This window comes from Neisseria perflava (genome assembly GCF_024170405.1).
In the GTDB taxonomy this organism is placed as follows: Bacteria; Pseudomonadota; Gammaproteobacteria; order Burkholderiales; family Neisseriaceae; genus Neisseria; species Neisseria perflava_B.
The window spans coordinates 1-16110 of the sequence record NZ_JALJYC010000036.1 but is presented as its reverse complement, the minus strand read 5'-3'; the positions used below and the strand labels follow the sequence as shown (position 1 = coordinate 16110).

Genomic DNA, 16110 nt, shown 5'->3' with positions numbered 1-16110 from the left:
AACCGAACTATACCCCCACCACCAAAACCCGTCAACTCAAAAACACTAAAAACTTCACAAAAATTTAACACTACTCTGTTTTATTTGAGAATTTTTTTTCTAAACTTTTTGCCCGCAATACTCAAATACTAGCCTAACCCGCTCAACAAACCTTAAGGCCGTCTGAAATCTTATCGTTTCAGACAGCCTCATGCCTCATTTTTAGTATGTCCATGCAGTATATAGAATTTAATTCTTCTGATTTTATTTGCTGATTCATGCTATATTCAATTTCATCTTTCTCTCCCCACACAATACAGATTCTAATTGTCATCTTATGAGTAAACACATCCTCCTCGGCGTCAGCGGCGGTATTGCCGCCTACAAATCCTGCGAACTTGTCCGCTTGTTGAAAAAGCAGGGGCATTCGGTTACCGTAGCCATGAGCCGTGCGGCGGCGGAATTTGTTTCGCCTCTGACTTTCCAGGCTTTAAGCGGCAATCCGGTGTTATCGGATACCCACAGCGGCGAATCTGGCGGTAACGGTATGGCGCATATCAATCTGACGCGGAAGGCCGATGTGTTTTTGATTGCACCGGCTACTGCCAATACGCTGGCAAAAATCGCCAACGGAATCTCGGACAACCTGCTGACCAATTTGGCGGCGGCGCGTACGTGTCCGCTCGCGGTGGCACCTGCCATGAATGTGGAAATGTGGTTCAATCCGGCCAACCAACGCAATATGCGGCAGCTTGCTGCTGACGGCATTACCGTCTTCCAGCCGGCCAGCGGTGAACAGGCATGTGGCGAAGTAGGCGTTGGCAGGATATTGGAAGCGGCAGAATTGGCAGATTTACTGCCTGATTTATGGACACCTAAAGTATTAAACGGCAAAAAAGTCTTAATTACTGCCGGTGCGACTTTTGAAGCCATCGATCCGGTGCGCGGGATTACCAATATTTCCAGCGGACAGATGGGCATGGCCTTGGCGCGCGCCTGCCGTATGGCCGGTGCACAGGTTACGCTGGTTTACGGACAAATTCAAACGGCCTTGCCCGCAGGTCTGTTTCTGACCGAACAGGCTGTCAGCGCGGAAGCTATGTATCATGCGGTACACCGTCATATTGCGCAACAAGACGTATTTATTTCCGTGGCTGCTGTTGCCGACTATAAAATCAAAAACAGCAGCACCCAAAAACTGAAAAAAGACGGTACGGGAACGCCGCCCGTGATTGAATTGGCAGAAAATCCCGATATTTTGGCCTCGGTTGCCGCCTTGCCGAATCCGCCGTTTTGCGTCGGTTTTGCGGCCGAAAGTGAAAACGTATTGGAATATGCCCGCGCCAAACGGCTGCGCAAAAATATTCCGATGTTAGTCGCCAACCAGGTATCGCAGGCGATGGGGAAAGCCACCAATCAAATTACCATTATTGATGACAAACAGGAAACTTCATTTGCCGAAAGCAGCAAACAGCAGGCGGCGGAAGAGATTGTGAAACGCTTGGCGCAGTTGCTGTAAAGTATAGCCGTTTCAATTTAGTTTGAGACAAAGCAGAAAAAGCCGCGGGCAGTACAAATAGTACGGCAAGGCGCAGCAACGCTGTATCAGGCTAAAGTGAAACGACTATAGCTAAGAAGTTATATTTTACATACAGGTGGCTGAGCATAGTCGAAGCCGCAGACATGGCTTCGACTATGCTCAGCCACCTGATGTTTGTATGCATTTCAAAGTTTATTAGCTATACAAAACGGACAAGGCCGTCTGAAAAACAGAATGTTTCCTGTTTTTCAGACGGCCTTGTTTAATCTTGGGAAACGCCTTATAAGCCCAATTCCCTTAAGAAACGGATATCGTCTGCCCAACCGGATTTGACCTTGACCCACACTTTCAAAAATACTTTGGCTTCAAACAGCTTTTCCATATCCAAGCGCGCTTCGGTGGAGATTTTTTTTAGGCGTTCGCCACCCTTGCCGATTAAAATCGCTTTTTGGCTGTCTTTATCCACCAATACGGCAATGTAGATGTTTAACATGCCGGTCGGCGTTTCCTCAAACTGCTCGACCTCCACATTCATGGCATAGGGCAGCTCTTCGCCCAAATAGCGGAACAGTTTTTCGCGCACGATTTCCATCGCCAGAAAACGGCTGGATTTGTCCGTAACCATATCCTCGGGATACATTGGCACGCTCTCGGGAAGATACGGCTTCAACATCTGCAACAGGTTGGCAATGCGCAAACCGTGTTTGGCGCTGACCACTTCGTGTCCGGCAAAATCAAACTCCTGCGACACTTCATCCACAAAAGCCTGCAACGCATATTTGTCTTTAGCTTTTTCCTTGTCGATTTTGTTCACCACCAAAATCACTGGCGTATGCTTAGGCAGCTGCTTGATGACCACGCGGTCGGCATCGGTAAAACGCATGGCCTCTACCACAAACACCACCACATCCACACCGCTCAGGGCTTCGGTAACATTTTGATTGAGGCGGTCATTGAGCGCATTGCGATGGTTGGTTTGGAAACCCGGCGTGTCCACAAATACAAATTGCGCGGTATCGTCGGTATAAATACCGGTTACGCGGTTGCGCGTGGTTTGCGCTTTTTTGCTGGTAATGCTGATTTTCTGACCGATAAGGTGGTTCATCAGCGTGGATTTACCGACGTTGGGGCGGCCGACAATGGCGACAAAACCGCAGCGGTAGCCTGCGCTGCGCTGCGATTCGTTGTGTAAAAAGGTCTCAATATCCATGATTGCTGCCTGTTTGATGGTTTGAGGCCGTCTGAAAAAAGTATGGTTTTGGCTGTTCAGACGGCCTGTGTAAATAAACTATTTCTTACGCTTCATCGGATGGTGCTGCTCCAGCCACGCCAGCGCGATTTTAGCCGCGTCCTGCTCGGCCACTTTGCGGCTGACGCCCTCGGCGGTGCAGATAAAGCCCAATTCGCCCAAATCGCAGGAAATGACAAAACGGCTGTCGTTGGCATGGCCGATTTGCTCTTCGATACGGTATTTCGGCAATGCCCAACGCCGCGCCTGCAACGCCTCCTGCAAAGAGGTTTTGTTGTCTTTGCCCTGATTTTTAAAATCCACGCATTTCACGCGCCCGGCAAACAGATGACGCACGACTTTTTCCGCCGCATTGAAATCGCTGTCAAAGCTGACGGCGGCAAACATCGCCTCCATTGCGTCGGCCAGAATCGAAGGCCGTCTGAAACCGCCGCTTTTCAATTCGCCCGTGCCCAAATACAGGCCGTCGCCGACGTTCATTTCCAGAGCGATTTCCGCCAACACGCCCTCGTTCACCAAATTGGCACGCAAGCGCGACAGCTCGCCCTCGGTCAGCTTCGGAAACGCGTCAAACAGCATTTTTGCTACGGTATAATTCAAAATCGCATCGCCAACAAACTCGAAACGCTCGTTGTTTTTGGCATGGAAACTGCGGTGGGTCAGCGCTTGGCGCAGCAGCTCGGGATTGAGGAATTCATAGCCCAGATATTTTTGAATGGCGCGGTGCGCCTGCTGTTTGATTAAGTCGGATTTCATAGCGGCTTTCAAAAAAAGCAGCCCGAACGCGTTTCGATACTCGCCGAATATGGAAACACTTTAAGGCTGTACAATCATCAAAGAACGGCTTATTGTATCATCAAACACCCCGTCCTGTGTTTGCAGCAGCGCGGCAAATCCGCCGATTTTCGGTGCTAAAGCCGTCTGAATCGTGTAAAATCCGCACTTAATCCCTCTTATTTCAAACGGAAGATTGATGAACCTTTTTGCTCAGGCGTTAGCCGTCGCACTCAACCGCTGTATCGCCACCAAAACCGTCAGCGAACAAGGCGATCCGGTCGGCTTCCTCTACCGCGAAGCCCCCGTGTTTGAGCACGACAGCGGCTGGCGCTTTTTCAGCGGCGACGAAACCGACGAATACACCGACAATCCCGACAATTTCACCGTGTGCAGCATGTCGGACATCACCAAAAACAACCCCGACATCGTCTCCCTGCTGACCAAACCGGAAGGCAGCGCATGGGAATTAAACGAAGAGGGCGGATTTCAAGCCGTTGCCGACTGGCAGCCGCAAGATTAAGTTTTTCCATTTTTTTGATTTATCTTTCAGACGGCCTCACGGCGGCAAGGCCATTGCAAGGCCGTCTGAAAAAACATTGCAAAGGATTTTATGATGAACATCATTACCCCCGACTTAAACGGCAACCAACTGCGTATCGGTATCGTCCAAGCCCGTTTTACCAACGAAATCGGCAGCGAAATGCTGAAAGTCTGCTGCCGCACCCTGATTGAACTGGGCGTGGCTGAAGAAGACATCACCGTCGCCACCGTACCTGGCGCGCTGGAAGTGCCGCTGATTCTGCAAAACATGGCCGCCTCCGAGCAATACGACGCGCTGATTGCCATCGGCGTGGTGATTCGCGGCGAAACTTATCATTTCGAGCTGGTTTCCAACGAATCCGGTGCCGGCGTAACCCGCGTTGGTTTGGATCACAACATCCCGATTGCCAACGCCATCCTGACCACCGAAAACGACGAGCAAGCCGTGGCGCGTATCGAAGAAAAAGCCAGCGATGCCGCCAAAGTTGCCGTTGAGTGTGCCAATCTGGTCAACCTGCTGCTGGAAGAGCAGTTTGACGACGAAGACGAGTAATACTTGATGTAGGTTGGGCTTTAACCCGCCGTCTGCCGAAAGCAACGGATATTCCCATATCGCTCTATCGTGTTGCTGCGGTGGGCAATCCCGAGTGCGGGATTGCCTGCGGTCACGAGTTGCCCGCCCTACCCACCTCCGAATGACCCGCCACCAAATTTTCAGACGGCCTTTCCCTTGTAAGGCCGTCTGAACCCGTTTCAAACCATAAGGAATTTCCCATGAAAACCCCTCGCCGCCGCGCCCGCGAACTGGCGGTACAAGCCCTGTACCAAGCCAACATCAACCACACCGCCGCGCCCGAAGTCGCCAAAAACATCCGCGACTTGCCCGAATTTGAAAAAGCCGACGAAGAGCTGTTTACCAAACTGTTTTTCGGCACCAGCAGCAACGCAGCCGAATACATGCAGCGTATCCGCCCGCTGCTCGACCGCGACGAAAAAGACCTCAGCCCGATTGAACGCGCCGTCTTGCTGATGGCCTGCCACGAGTTGAGCGCCATGCCGAAAACCCCGTATCCGGTCATCATCAACGAAGCCATCGAAGTCACCAAAACCTTCGGCGGTACCGACGGCCACAAATTCGTCAACGGTATTCTCGACCGCCTCGCCGCGCAACTGCGCCCCGACGATCCGAAACGTGGCGCCTAATTTCGCTGCTATCATTTGCGCAACCAGCGTGCGCTAAAATAATAAAAGGCCGTCTGAAACGGAAATCCCGTTTCAGACGGCCTTTTGCCATTTTATCCGGACAACTTAATACTGCACCGACCAAGCCACTTCGCCGCCTGCCCGCATCGGTACCAACACTTCGCCGTCGCCATACGGCAGGCTGTCAGGTACTTGCTGCGCCTGTTTTACCAAGGTAATTTTGCGCGTATTCTCCGGCAGACCGTAAAAACGGGCGCCGTTTTGCGAAGCGAAGGCTTCCAGTTTGTCCAGCGCACCGGCATTATCAAAGACCTCGGCATACAGCTCGATGGCGGTTAATGCGCTGAACATACCGGCGCAGCCGCAGGCGTTTTCTTTGGCGGACTTGGCGTGCGGCGCGGAATCCGTGCCCAAGAAAAATTTATGCGCTTTATCGCCGGTAACAGCGGCCACCAAAGCCTGACGGTGGGTTTCGCGTTTCAACACCGGCAGACAGAAATGGTGCGGACGCACGCCACCGACCAGCAAATCGTTGCGGTTGAGCAGCAAATGCTGCGGGGTCACGCTGGCGGCGACATTATCGCCTGCTTCCAACACCAGCTTGGCGGCTTCGGCGGTGGTAATGTGTTCAAATACTACTTTTAAATCAGGTACTTGTGAAAAAACCGGTTTCATCACGCGCTCGATAAACGCCGCTTCGCGGTCAAAAATATCAATCTCGGCATCGGTAACTTCGCCGTGCACCAAAAAGCGCATGTCCTGCGCGGCAATTTCCTGCAACACCGGAATCAGTTTGAACAAATCGGTCACGCCGGAATCGGAATTGGTGGTCGCACCGGCAGGATAAAGTTTGAACGCGACAATACCGGCGGCTTTGGCTTCGCGCACCAATTCGGGCGTGGTTTTGTCGGTCAGATACAGCGTCATCAGCGGCTCGAATGTACTGCCTTCGGGCAAAGCCGCCAAAATGCGCTGCTTATAGGCCAATGCGTCGGCCACGCTTGCCACGGGTGGTTTCAAGTTGGGCATAATCACCGCGCGACCCATCTGGCGGGCGGAGTATTGTGCAACGGCTTTGAGCGCGTCACCGTCGCGCAGGTGTAAGTGCATATCGTCGGGCTGGATAATGGTCAGGGTTTGCATGGCGTTCCTTAATCTTGGATAAATTTAATTTAAACAAATAGATAGGGTAAATTATTTTTCAGACGGCCTCCATACGGCAAGGCCGTCTGAATGCTGCCTATTATTGAGATAACACAGGTGCTGTATTCTGATAACTTTGATGAGTCAGCGTCAACACAGCCTGCGCGGGCAATTTGTCGGAAACCGAAGTATTGGCGGTCAGCAGCGTTTCATCCGGGCTGCCCGCCGCCCGCCAAGCGTAAGAAAGCTGGCTAAACGGAAACGGACTTTGCGTGGCTTTGTCGATGCGCAATTCGACATTGACACCTGTTCTGCCTTGGCGCAAGAGTTTTTCAAATTCGCTGCGCACTGTCGCCTCATCCGCTTTTTCCGCTTTGAGGCTGCAACTGTCCGCCGTCAGCGTCAGATAAAAAGCCGAACCGTTTTTTTCCAGTTTCCACACGGCCTGTGCGTCGGGTTCAATCAGGCCGAACGGCAGTTGCTTCACTTGCTCCGGCGTCAACGCGCCTGCCTGCTGCTGCGCCGCCCAAGCCGCAACTTGCGCCGGATGGCCGTCATTGGCGGCGCAAGAGGCGGCAAACAGCACTACCGCCGTTTGCGCGTCTTGGATTTTCTGTTCGGCAGATTTTTCGCTGCTGCCGCAGGCTGCCAGCAACACAGCCAGCATGGGCAACATCAACCGTTTATTCATATTCAGACGGCCTTATTTGTGTTTGACCACCAGCGTAAACACGCCGTCAGCCTCGCTAGATTGCAGTAATTCGTGTCCGGTCTGGCGGCAAAACGCTTCAAAATCGCCCGGTGCGCCGCCGTCGGTCGCCAAAACCGTCAATACCGCGCCCTGCTCCATCTGCGCCAGCGCTTTTTTGGCGCGCAAAATGGGCAGCGGGCATTTTAATCCGGTTACATCTAATGTTTGGTTCATCATCCGATACTCGATAGTCAATTTAAGATTTGGTTAATTATACCCCAACTTGCTTGCACCCATGCCGGTCAAACCCTACAATGCAATCATCTTTTCATACGGAGAACCCTGTTTATGCGCCGCTTCAGCCTGCTGTTGCTTACCCTTGCCGCCGCCTCTGCTTTCGCCCTGCCCCGCAGCGACAAAGATACGCTGACCAACACCCGTTATCAGGAAAGCGAAGCGGAAAAAGCCGCCCGCGAGTTTAAAGAATCCGAAGTGGCGCTGCCGCCTCTGCCCGATACAAAATCGGGCGACTGGTTTGATATCTATGTTGATGCTGCCTATGATAAGAAGCCGAAAATCCTGTTGAGCAGCATTCAAATCATGCCCTCGCCCGACAACAGTATCCGCTATATTCTCAATACCCAATCCTCCCAAGGCTACGACAATCTGACAGCCGAAGGCATTTTCTGCGCCCGCAGCACCTTTGATTACGGCGAAGACAAGCGTTCTTCCTATAAAATTTTCGGCTACGGCGATACCGTCAACAAACGCTGGATTCAGCCGCGCAACGCCGAATGGAAATCGCTCGGCTCTGCCATGAACCGCAACGATAAATTGCGGGCAACTTTATACAACGCCTTCTGCGTTGACGGGACACCCACCACCCAAGAAGGTTTAATCGAACGGCTGCGCGAGCGTGCCGGACGCTACGGTACTTCCATGGCGAATCACGATAAATAATCCGAGCAGAAAATTCTGCCCGAGGCCGTCTGAAAACAGCAAACCGGTATTTTCAGACGGCCTTTTTAACGACTTGATTTTTAAGCGGCCTGCCTATAATTGTACAAGTAGAACTTCCCAAAGGAACCTACTGTGAACATCAGCGAAATTGCCAGACACTCAGGTTTGAGCAGCAAAATGATACGCGATTATGAAAAATCCGGTCTGATTCACGCAGCCGAGCGTAATGAAGCCGGTTACCGCCAATACAGCGAAAAAGATTTAGACACTTTGGCCTTCATCAAACACGCGCGCGATGTGGATTTTTCATTGGCGCAAATCCAAACGCTGCTGCAACTGAAAAACAATCCGCACCGCACCAGCGCCGAAGTCAAAGCGCTGACCGCCGAACACATTGCCGCATTGCAAGAAAAAATCCGCCGTTTGCAAAAAATGGCGGATACCCTGCAACAATGGCACGATTGCTGCCAAGGCAATGACAGCCCGGATTGTCCGATTATCGAATCCTTATCAGACGCGCAGCCTCCGTGCTGCACCTGTTGACCCATAAAAAACTGCCCGACATCCGGGCAGTTTTTTCTAATCATACTTTTACCGTTAAAAACGATGGTGCAGACCCAAAGTGGCCGCCGTCTGTTCAACTTTGCCTTTATGCAACTGTCCGCTGCCATCGGTATAAAGCTGCGTATCGCCACCCACGCGCATGTAAGCGAGCTGGCCGCGTAAAGCGGTGCGTTTGCTGAAACGGTAATCGCCGCCGACAACGATTTGATCGAATTTATCCACCAGCGTCTTATCGCTGCCGACACCTTTTGCCGGCCAGCCGTGAGCATACGAAATGCGCGGGCGCAAATGGCCGAAGTTGTATCCGGCTGTTACCGCTGCGTCAACGACTTTCACAGCCTTGGTTTTGCCGCTGTCAACAGTCAGGGAATTGCCGTTATAGCTGCCGAATCCGTCTAAAAAATGGCTCAAATATGTATTGCCGCTTTCATTGGCTTTGGCATATTGCACGCCTGCGCCTAAAAAGAATTTGTCCGGCAAATAAGCGGTTTCCACGCGGACAATATGGCCGTCTTGATAGCCGACGCGGTTTTTGCGCAGGTTATATGCGGTTTTCACAAAAAAATCTTTGCCGTTGTCGTAAATCAAGCCCACGTTATATTGATCGCGCCCGGCCACTTCATACGCATATTTATCGGTGGCATTTTGATTATCACGCGGCGCATATTGCAGGTTCAATTTCCAGCCCTTAAACGCCGGGCTGTCATAGCGCACCGAAGTAGTCCGCGTGCCGGTACGGGTAAAAATGCTCAAATACGTCGCGCTCGGATTACCCATCCACGTATCAATGGTATCCATTTCATTTAGCAGATTATTGAGATGGCCGGCACGGATTTTGCCAAATTTACCCTCCAAGCCGATAAACGAATCCCGCGTTGCCCAGCCGGACTTATCGCCTAAAACAGAAATCCGCTGCTCCACCTGCCAAATCGCTTTCACATCCCCGCTCAAGCGCTCGCTCCCCTTGAAACCTAGACGTGAGGTATTGTCATTGATACGGGTTGACGTGCTGCTTTTTTCCGTACCCGAATCCCCTTTAATTTTGACTTGGTTAACCGATACGCTGCTTTTAATTTGGCCGTATAGAGTCACTTCGGCCGCAACGGTTAACGGTAAAGCTGCCAATATCCATGCCATTACTGCTTTTTGCATGATTTTTACTCCCTTTGAAAAATAATGATATGCTATAACATATATTAAAAGCAATCAAGTGTCTGCTTAACCCAACCAATTTTCTGCTGCTATACCACAACAGCGGCATTTCGACAGTCGGATTCTTTTGTCAAATAAACCTTAAAACAGCAAAAAGCACGCTTATTTTTTCTTTACCGCATAATTTTGCCAAACCTTAAACGCCAGCAACGCCGCCAAAGCGCCAAAACGGTATTGGCGTTTCACCGGCAATTTGGCGGTATGCTCAATCAGGTTTAACGCGGATACACCGCTGCCCAAATCCAGAAAACGCCACAGCGGTTGGCCGTCTGATGTCTGTTTGGCCTGCATTTGCTGCTGCTTCAGATAAGACGCGGCAATTTTCAACCGGGTCAGTTTGATTTCCAACTCTAATAATTCTTTGGCTTCTTGGCGTTGCTTATTCATGGTTTCGTCCCTTATCTTTGCCGTCAAATTCGCCGCGCAGATAGGCAATATCGGTTTGCATATCGCGCAATGTAGCGGCGATTTGGTTGTTTTGTTTGCGCCACGAGCAAGAAACCAGCCGGAATACCAAGGCGATGATCAACAGGCAAAACAGCGAAATGCCAAAAAATACCCACGGCGTAAGTTTATCATCCAGAATCCTGTCCAATCCCAACAACAGGCTGAACAACCCCACCAGCAGCATAACCGCCGCCAGCACCAGCCATACCGCCATACGGAAGGCATTGCCGGCCTGCTCCGCCAAATCCAAATTTAAGACCTGCAAGCGTAGCAGCAGCAAATCAATACCCTGATTGAACAACACTTTGGCGTGTTCGATATTTTGTCGGATGCTCATGTTTTCCCTTTTCAAACGGCTGATAGGCAAAAGGCCGTCTGAACAGATTCATGCAAAATCATTGATTTTTATGAATCCGTTCAGACGGCCTCACCTGTTTTATTTTACCGAATCAACGGCGGTTCAGCAAAACGCCGATAACTAAACCGGCCAGCGCCGCAAAACCCATGGCGTAATACGGTTTTTCATGCACCGCTTCATCGGCCTGTTTCGCACGGCGTTTAACCTGTTCGCCCGCCTCGGCTTCAAATTCGGCAAAACGTTGTTTGCCTTGGCGGAATTTTTCGCCTGCCTGCTCTTCAAAGTGCTCGAATTTTTCACGCGCACGACCTGCGTGGTGTTTCAGGCGTTCACCGGCTTCGGCTTCAAAGCGGTTGAGGCGTTCTTTGGCCGTATCCAATTTTTCCTGCAATTTGGCTTTGGCTTCTTGGGCATTTTCGCCTGCCACTTGCGAACCGTTGTTGTACAACTCTTCCACATCGTTCATCACTTCGCGGATGTCTTGCAACAATGCATCGCGGCGGGATTCGAAATCTTGTTTGCTCATGGTACTCTCCTTCGTATTGGAAGCGTTTAAGATTGATTCAGTATAGAAATTTTTGTATGCAGGTACAAGCCGGATTGCCTAAAGTTAATCTGTTAACGTGTAAAGATTTGCGCACGGCGGATAAGATAAGGCCGTCTGCACGGCGTTACAGCAATCTTTGATTGCGTTTTAACGCCTACCGCGTAGCGGAAATCATCAAATTTCAGACGGCCTCGCTCTTAACATCATAAGCCGGATTTACAACAAACCCTTATGTTTCAAAACTTCCAACATCGTGCTGCCCAATTCAGCCGGACTGCGGGTATAGGCGATACCGGCTTTTTCAAACGCGGCGAATTTTTCCTGCGCCGTGCCCTTGCCGCCTGCGATAATCGCGCCGGCGTGCCCCATGCGTTTGCCTTTAGGCGCGGTTACGCCTGCGATGTAGCCGACCACCGGCTTAGTTACATTAGACTGGATAAACTCGGCCGCTTCTTCTTCTGCCGTGCCGCCGATTTCGCCGATTAAGATAATCGCGTCGGTATCCGGATCGTCTTGAAACAGCTGCAAGGCATCGATTTGGTTCAGGCCGGGAATCGGGTCGCCGCCGATACCGATACAGGTTGACTGCCCCAAACCCAGCTGGGTGGTTTGCGCCACGGCTTCGTAGGTCAGCGTACCGGAACGGGAAATAATCCCAATCCGGCCGGGCATATGGATATGACCCGGCATAATGCCGATTTTGCACTCGCCCGGCGTAATCACGCCCGGGCAGTTGGGGCCGACCAAGCGCGTGCCGTTACCGTTGGTTTCCAGATAGCGTTTAACCTTCAGCATGTCTAAAGTCGGCACGCCTTCGGTAATCACCACAATCAGGCCGACACCGGAATCCACCGCCTCAATCACGGAATCCAAGACAAACGGCGCAGGCACGTAAATCACCGAAGCGTCCGCGCCGGTTTCTTTTACCGCCTCTTTCATGGTATTGAATACCGGCAAGCCCAAATGAACCTGCCCGCCCTTGCCCGGCGTGACCCCGCCGACAATTTGCGTGCCGTAAGCCAGCGACTGCTCGGAGTGGAACGTACCGTTTTTACCGGTAAAACCCTGCACCAAGACTTTGGTGTCTTTATTCGCCAATACGCTCATTTTGTCTCCTTAGGCAGCGTTGACCGCAGCAATGATTTTTTCGGCAGCGTCGTTCAAGCCCTCTGCCGGAATCAGTTTCAAACCCGAAGCTTTCAGCGTAGCCACACCCTGCTCGGCATTGTTGCCTTCCAAGCGCACCACCACCGGCACGGTCACGTTCACTTCTTTGACCGCCGCCACAATCGCCTCGGCAATCATGTCGCAGCGCACGATACCGCCGAAAATATTGATTAAAATCCCTTTGACGGTTTCGTCGTCCAAAATCAATTTAAACGCCTCCGCCACGCGCTCCTTGGTCGAGCTACCACCCACATCCAAAAAGTTGGCCGGGCTGCCGCCTTTTAGTTTGATGATGTCCATCGTTGCCATCGCCAAACCTGCGCCATTAACCATGCAGCCGATGTTGCCATCCAGCGCCACATAATTCAAACCAAATTCAGAAGCTTTGCATTCGCGCTCGTTTTCTTGCGATTTATCGCGTAAAGCGGTAATTTTCGGCAAACGGTATAATGCGTTACCATCAATATTGATTTTTGCGTCCACGCAGACCAGCTCGCCGCTTTCGCGAATAGCCAGCGGATTGACCTCAAACAGCGAAAAATCGTTTTCCACAAAAGCACGGTACGCGCCGGTCATCAGTTTGGCAAACTGATTGATTTGCTTGTCTTTCAAGCCCAAATCAAAAGCCAACTCACGCGCTTGGTAAGGCAGAAGGCCGACCAGCGGGTCAACCACCACTTTAAAAATTTTCTCCGGCGTTTCGGCCGCTACCTTTTCGATTTCCACGCCGCCCTCGGTCGAGGCCATAAAAGTCACGCGGCGGCTGGAACGATCCGCCACTGCGCCCAAATACAATTCGGCGCAGACCGGATACATGTCTTCGCACACCAAAACGCTGTTAACCGGCTGGCCGTCGGCATCGGTTTGGTAAGTAACCAGATTTGTACCAATCAGGCTGTCGGCAACCGCTTGGGCTTCTTCGCGGCTCTTTACCACTTTAACCCCACCGGCTTTGCCGCGCCCGCCGGCATGCACCTGCGCCTTAACCACTGCAAACTGCCCGCCCAATTGCTCATAGGCTTCGGCGGCTTCTTTGCCGTTGTGTGCCAGAATGCCCTGTTGCACGGGCAGACCGTAAGCCGCCAGCAGCGCTTTAGCCTGATACTCATGTAAATTCATAAAGTTATCCTTTTAATCTTTCGGTATGACCGTTGCGTTTGCTGCTTTATTTGCTAAACGGCAGCCATGCGCGCGCCAGCAGATACAAAACCGCGCCGCCTGCACCCAACAGCAAAAAAATCACCCCTTTTTTACGGGCATTCGGGCAAAGCCAATAGACGGCCAAACTGAAACTGAAAAATAAAGCCGCAACGCGCCAAACCAACTGTTTGTCTTTATAGCGATTTAAGGTATAGGTTTCGGTCATCATCACATAAAGCTGCCACAAAGCCGCCATACACATCATGATAATGCCTGTCGGCAGGAAGATAATGCCGATGATTTCTTTGTTCATATCTTAATGCCGTCTGAAAATCAGGTAAAGATTATAAAACAGATTTGACCTCTGCCATATATTCATATCTGTCTATTTTAAGAACCGGCGTGCATAAGTGTATTTATGCGCACAGCCTTTCATCATGCAAAAGGCCGTCTGAACAAACGGCAAAGGCATGGATTATACCTTATCCGATGTTCAGACGGCCTATGCGTCATACCGCTAACAGATTAGCCGTGCAAAGCGCGTTTTTCCACAGCCAAAGAAGCCTCATGCACCACTTCCGACAAGGTCGGGTGGGCATGAATCACGCGGGCAATATCTTCGCTGCTGGCGGAGAATTCGAGGCCGGTTACGCCTTCGGAAATCAGCTCGCTTACCACCGGCCCAACCATGTGCACACCTAAAATACGGTCGGTATCGGCTGCCGCCAAAATTTTCACCGTACCTTTGGCTTTGCCCATTGCCAATGCACGACCGTTGGCGCCAAACATAGACGTGCCTTTTTTGTAGGCCACGCCTTCGGCTTTAAGCTGCTCTTCGGTTTTGCCGACCCATGCGATTTCCGGATCGGTGTAAATCACAAACGGAACGCTGTTGAAATCAATATGCGGTTTTTGACCGGCAATGCGCTCGGCCACGGCCACGCCTTCGTCGCTGGCTTTGTGCGCCAACATCGGGCCGCGCACCACATCGCCAATCGCCCACACATTCGGCAGATTGGTGCGGCACTCGTCATCCACTTTCACAAAACCGCGCTCGTCTTTTTCCAAGCCTACGGCTTCGGCATTCAGGCCGGTGGTGTTCGGGATACGGCCGATGGCCACGATGAGTTTGTCGAAAGTTTCGGTTTTCGCTTCGCCTTTGGCGATTTCATAGTTGACGGTCACGCCTTTGTCGTCGGAGCTGATGTCGCCGATTTTCGCGCCCAACTCAATCACCATGCCTTGCTCTTTGGTGAAATAACGCAAGGCTTCGCGGGCAATCTGCTGGTCGGCTGCTGCCAAGAAAGTCGGCATGGCTTCCAAAATGGTCACTTCTGCGCCGACGCGACGCCATACCAAGCCCATTTCCAAACCAATTACACCCGCACCGATTACGCCCAATTTGGCGGGTACTTCGGTCAGGTTCAATGCGCCGGTATTGTCCAATACATTCACATTATCAATCGCAATCTGCGACAGCGGACGCGGCACAGAACCGGTGGCCACAATCACATTTTTCGCTTCGACAACGGTTTTTTCGCCTTTATTGTCCACTTCGATTTGGTAGGCATCGCCGTTTTTGCCGACAAAGCTGCCGGTACCGTGCAGGCTGGTGATTTTGTTTTTCTTAAACAGAAACTGTACGCCGTCGGTCAGCTTGGTCACAATGCCGTCTTTGCGTTCAATCATTTTAGCCGCATCGAATTTCAATTCGCCCACGCTGATACCGTGTTCGGCAAAATCATGCTGCGCGGCATGAAAATGCTCGGAAGATTGCAACAGCGCTTTAGACGGGATACAGCCGACGTTCAAACAGGTACCGCCCAAAGCCGGCGCATCGCCCGCTTTGTTGACGCCTGCATCAATACAGGCTGTTTTGAAACCGAGCTGCGCAGCACGGATGGCGGCCACATATCCGCCCGGACCTGCACCAATCACGACTACATCATATTGAGACATATCTGCTTCCTTAATGAATGCCGGCGAAAGCCGGAAAATGAACATACCCGCCTGACGCATTCGTTTCAGACGGCCCTTCTGACATACGGGTTCTGCCGATGAATTAACGGCGGCAGGAATACGGACTGTATTCTTTCAATTCCTGACGGGTAATATTGTTGTATACCCGAATGGTCGCATTCGGATACGTTTTGCACAAGCTGTCGCGCGCAATCGGGATACCCGCTTTGTTGCTGTCGAGTTCGACAACTTTGTTCAGCTGCCTGCCTTGGCTGTTATACGCCGCTACGGAATATTCCTTACCCTGCATGGAGGCGCAGGCCGCCAGCAGCAATAAGGGTAAATATAACATGATTTTCATATTCAGCCTTTCTTGAAATGTGTTTGAGTCAGATTTCAGACGGCCTTGCCGTCATTCAGCGCCAATGCTTTGTTTGCTATCCTCAATGTCCGGCACCATGACCAATCCCTTATACTGGTCGCCAATTTCTTCCAATTCATGTATGACACCCATAAGACCAATCAGCAACAGCATTTTTTTAGGGGCTGTACTAGATAACTAGATTTATTCAAAATCATTTAGAATAAATCCCATGAAAAAAAGTCGACTGAGCCCTTATAAGCAAAACAAGCT

The 16110-nt window shown here is 51.3% G+C and carries 20 protein-coding genes; 6 read left to right on the top strand and 14 right to left on the bottom strand.

Annotation, left to right across the window (positions count from 1 at the left end):
• Positions 1-316 precede the first annotated feature (316 nt).
• A complete protein-coding gene (gene coaBC / locus J2T37_RS10780; RefSeq protein ID WP_253355814.1) occupies positions 317-1498 on the top strand; it encodes a bifunctional phosphopantothenoylcysteine decarboxylase/phosphopantothenate--cysteine ligase CoaBC in 1182 nt (393 codons plus the stop codon).
• A 301-nt stretch (positions 1499-1799) separates the two neighbouring features.
• Here coaBC and era read toward each other — a convergent pair whose 3' ends face one another.
• Both era and rnc read right to left on the bottom strand, forming a co-directional pair.
• A complete protein-coding gene (era, locus tag J2T37_RS10775; protein WP_253355813.1) occupies positions 1800-2729 on the bottom strand; it encodes a GTPase Era in 930 nt (309 codons plus the stop codon).
• Between the two features lie 78 nt (positions 2730-2807).
• Positions 2808-3524 carry a ribonuclease III gene (gene rnc, locus J2T37_RS10770; RefSeq protein ID WP_253355812.1) on the bottom strand — a complete coding sequence of 239 codons (717 nt, stop codon included), beginning with the start codon at positions 3522-3524 and terminating at the stop codon, positions 2808-2810.
• Between the two features lie 217 nt (positions 3525-3741).
• Here rnc and J2T37_RS10765 point away from each other — a divergent pair, with 217 nt between their 5' ends.
• The 3 genes from J2T37_RS10765 (at position 3742) to nusB (ending at position 5288) form a co-directional block, all read left to right on the top strand.
• Positions 3742-4065: a DUF2185 domain-containing protein gene (locus tag J2T37_RS10765; RefSeq protein ID WP_253355811.1), complete on the top strand. Its 324-nt coding sequence runs from the start codon at positions 3742-3744 to the stop codon at positions 4063-4065.
• Positions 4066-4158: 93 nt separating this feature from the next.
• Positions 4159-4638, top strand: coding sequence for a 6,7-dimethyl-8-ribityllumazine synthase (gene ribH / locus J2T37_RS10760; protein WP_253355810.1), 480 nt, complete (start codon positions 4159-4161; stop codon positions 4636-4638).
• A gap of 221 nt (positions 4639-4859) precedes the next feature.
• Positions 4860-5288, top strand: coding sequence for a transcription antitermination factor NusB (nusB, locus tag J2T37_RS10755; protein WP_253355808.1), 429 nt, complete (start codon positions 4860-4862; stop codon positions 5286-5288).
• Between the two features lie 105 nt (positions 5289-5393).
• On the opposite strand, the gene pyrC is transcribed toward nusB, so the two are convergent.
• The 3 genes from pyrC to J2T37_RS10740 form a co-directional block, all read right to left on the bottom strand.
• The gene (pyrC, locus tag J2T37_RS10750; RefSeq protein WP_253355806.1) at positions 5394-6431 is read right to left on the bottom strand and encodes a dihydroorotase; all 1038 of its coding nucleotides are present in this window, start codon (positions 6429-6431) and stop codon (positions 5394-5396) included.
• A 100-nt stretch (positions 6432-6531) separates the two neighbouring features.
• On the bottom strand, positions 6532-7122 hold the full coding sequence (locus J2T37_RS10745; RefSeq protein WP_253355803.1) for an NMCC_0638 family (lipo)protein: 591 nt from the start codon (positions 7120-7122) through the stop codon (positions 6532-6534).
• Between the two features lie 12 nt (positions 7123-7134).
• The gene (locus tag J2T37_RS10740) at positions 7135-7359 is read right to left on the bottom strand and encodes a sulfurtransferase TusA family protein (protein WP_253355801.1); all 225 of its coding nucleotides are present in this window, start codon (positions 7357-7359) and stop codon (positions 7135-7137) included.
• A 111-nt stretch (positions 7360-7470) separates the two neighbouring features.
• Between J2T37_RS10740 and J2T37_RS10735 the strand changes: the two genes are divergently transcribed.
• Together J2T37_RS10735 and cueR are read left to right on the top strand one after the other, a co-directional pair.
• Positions 7471-8082: a CNP1-like family protein gene (locus J2T37_RS10735; RefSeq protein ID WP_253355799.1), complete on the top strand. Its 612-nt coding sequence runs from the start codon at positions 7471-7473 to the stop codon at positions 8080-8082.
• A 132-nt stretch (positions 8083-8214) separates the two neighbouring features.
• Positions 8215-8625, top strand: a complete 411-nt coding sequence (cueR, locus tag J2T37_RS10730) for a Cu(I)-responsive transcriptional regulator (protein ID WP_253355797.1) — start codon at positions 8215-8217, stop codon at positions 8623-8625.
• 54 nt (positions 8626-8679) lie between these two features.
• Here cueR and J2T37_RS10725 read toward each other — a convergent pair whose 3' ends face one another.
• The 9 genes from J2T37_RS10725 to J2T37_RS10685 form a co-directional block, all read right to left on the bottom strand.
• Positions 8680-9798: a porin gene (locus tag J2T37_RS10725; protein WP_253355795.1), complete on the bottom strand. Its 1119-nt coding sequence runs from the start codon at positions 9796-9798 to the stop codon at positions 8680-8682.
• A 162-nt stretch (positions 9799-9960) separates the two neighbouring features.
• The gene (locus tag J2T37_RS10720) at positions 9961-10245 is read right to left on the bottom strand and encodes a hypothetical protein (protein WP_253355793.1); all 285 of its coding nucleotides are present in this window, start codon (positions 10243-10245) and stop codon (positions 9961-9963) included.
• Complete coding sequence (locus J2T37_RS10715; protein ID WP_253355790.1) at positions 10238-10642, bottom strand: phage holin family protein; 405 nt, start codon at positions 10640-10642, stop codon at positions 10238-10240. The genes J2T37_RS10720 and J2T37_RS10715 overlap by 8 nt, the downstream gene beginning before the upstream one ends.
• 112 nt (positions 10643-10754) lie before the next feature.
• The gene (locus J2T37_RS10710) at positions 10755-11189 is read right to left on the bottom strand and encodes a DUF883 family protein (protein WP_253355788.1); all 435 of its coding nucleotides are present in this window, start codon (positions 11187-11189) and stop codon (positions 10755-10757) included.
• Positions 11190-11426: 237 nt separating this feature from the next.
• A complete protein-coding gene (gene sucD, locus J2T37_RS10705) occupies positions 11427-12317 on the bottom strand; it encodes a succinate--CoA ligase subunit alpha (RefSeq protein ID WP_253355786.1) in 891 nt (296 codons plus the stop codon).
• A gap of 9 nt (positions 12318-12326) precedes the next feature.
• Positions 12327-13496 (bottom strand): ADP-forming succinate--CoA ligase subunit beta, encoded by a 1170-nt coding sequence (sucC, locus tag J2T37_RS10700; protein ID WP_253355784.1) that lies wholly within the window; start codon positions 13494-13496, stop codon positions 12327-12329.
• Positions 13497-13542: 46 nt separating this feature from the next.
• Positions 13543-13830 carry a hypothetical protein gene (locus J2T37_RS10695; protein WP_253355782.1) on the bottom strand — a complete coding sequence of 96 codons (288 nt, stop codon included), beginning with the start codon at positions 13828-13830 and terminating at the stop codon, positions 13543-13545.
• Between the two features lie 212 nt (positions 13831-14042).
• Positions 14043-15476 (bottom strand): dihydrolipoyl dehydrogenase, encoded by a 1434-nt coding sequence (gene lpdA / locus J2T37_RS10690; RefSeq protein ID WP_253355779.1) that lies wholly within the window; start codon positions 15474-15476, stop codon positions 14043-14045.
• Between the two features lie 103 nt (positions 15477-15579).
• Positions 15580-15837 (bottom strand): hypothetical protein, encoded by a 258-nt coding sequence (locus tag J2T37_RS10685; RefSeq protein ID WP_253355777.1) that lies wholly within the window; start codon positions 15835-15837, stop codon positions 15580-15582.
• Positions 15838-16110: the final 273 nt, after the last annotated feature.

Bases quoted from the DNA above. Each gene is read 5' to 3' on its own strand.
- sucD (WP_253355786.1), bottom strand. From the start codon at position 12,317: ATGAGCGTATTGGCGAATAAAGACACCAAAGTCTTGGTGCAGGGTTTT.
- lpdA (WP_253355779.1), bottom strand. From the start codon at position 15,476: ATGTCTCAATATGATGTAGTCGTGATTGGTGCAGGTCCGGGCGGATAT.
- sucC (WP_253355784.1), bottom strand. From the start codon at position 13,496: ATGAATTTACATGAGTATCAGGCTAAAGCGCTGCTGGCGGCTTACGGT.
- J2T37_RS10720 (WP_253355793.1), bottom strand. From the start codon at position 10,245: ATGAATAAGCAACGCCAAGAAGCCAAAGAATTATTAGAGTTGGAAATC.
- J2T37_RS10685 (WP_253355777.1), bottom strand. From the start codon at position 15,837: ATGAAAATCATGTTATATTTACCCTTATTGCTGCTGGCGGCCTGCGCC.
- ribH (WP_253355810.1), top strand. From the start codon at position 4,159: ATGAACATCATTACCCCCGACTTAAACGGCAACCAACTGCGTATCGGT.
- pyrC (WP_253355806.1), bottom strand. From the start codon at position 6,431: ATGCAAACCCTGACCATTATCCAGCCCGACGATATGCACTTACACCTG.
- J2T37_RS10765 (WP_253355811.1), top strand. From the start codon at position 3,742: ATGAACCTTTTTGCTCAGGCGTTAGCCGTCGCACTCAACCGCTGTATC.
- J2T37_RS10695 (WP_253355782.1), bottom strand. From the start codon at position 13,830: ATGAACAAAGAAATCATCGGCATTATCTTCCTGCCGACAGGCATTATC.
- coaBC (WP_253355814.1), top strand. From the start codon at position 317: ATGAGTAAACACATCCTCCTCGGCGTCAGCGGCGGTATTGCCGCCTAC.
- J2T37_RS10715 (WP_253355790.1), bottom strand. From the start codon at position 10,642: ATGAGCATCCGACAAAATATCGAACACGCCAAAGTGTTGTTCAATCAG.
- J2T37_RS10740 (WP_253355801.1), bottom strand. From the start codon at position 7,359: ATGATGAACCAAACATTAGATGTAACCGGATTAAAATGCCCGCTGCCC.
- rnc (WP_253355812.1), bottom strand. From the start codon at position 3,524: ATGAAATCCGACTTAATCAAACAGCAGGCGCACCGCGCCATTCAAAAA.
- era (WP_253355813.1), bottom strand. From the start codon at position 2,729: ATGGATATTGAGACCTTTTTACACAACGAATCGCAGCGCAGCGCAGGC.
- J2T37_RS10710 (WP_253355788.1), bottom strand. From the start codon at position 11,189: ATGAGCAAACAAGATTTCGAATCCCGCCGCGATGCATTGTTGCAAGAC.
- J2T37_RS10725 (WP_253355795.1), bottom strand. From the start codon at position 9,798: ATGCAAAAAGCAGTAATGGCATGGATATTGGCAGCTTTACCGTTAACC.
- nusB (WP_253355808.1), top strand. From the start codon at position 4,860: ATGAAAACCCCTCGCCGCCGCGCCCGCGAACTGGCGGTACAAGCCCTG.
- J2T37_RS10735 (WP_253355799.1), top strand. From the start codon at position 7,471: ATGCGCCGCTTCAGCCTGCTGTTGCTTACCCTTGCCGCCGCCTCTGCT.
- J2T37_RS10745 (WP_253355803.1), bottom strand. From the start codon at position 7,122: ATGAATAAACGGTTGATGTTGCCCATGCTGGCTGTGTTGCTGGCAGCC.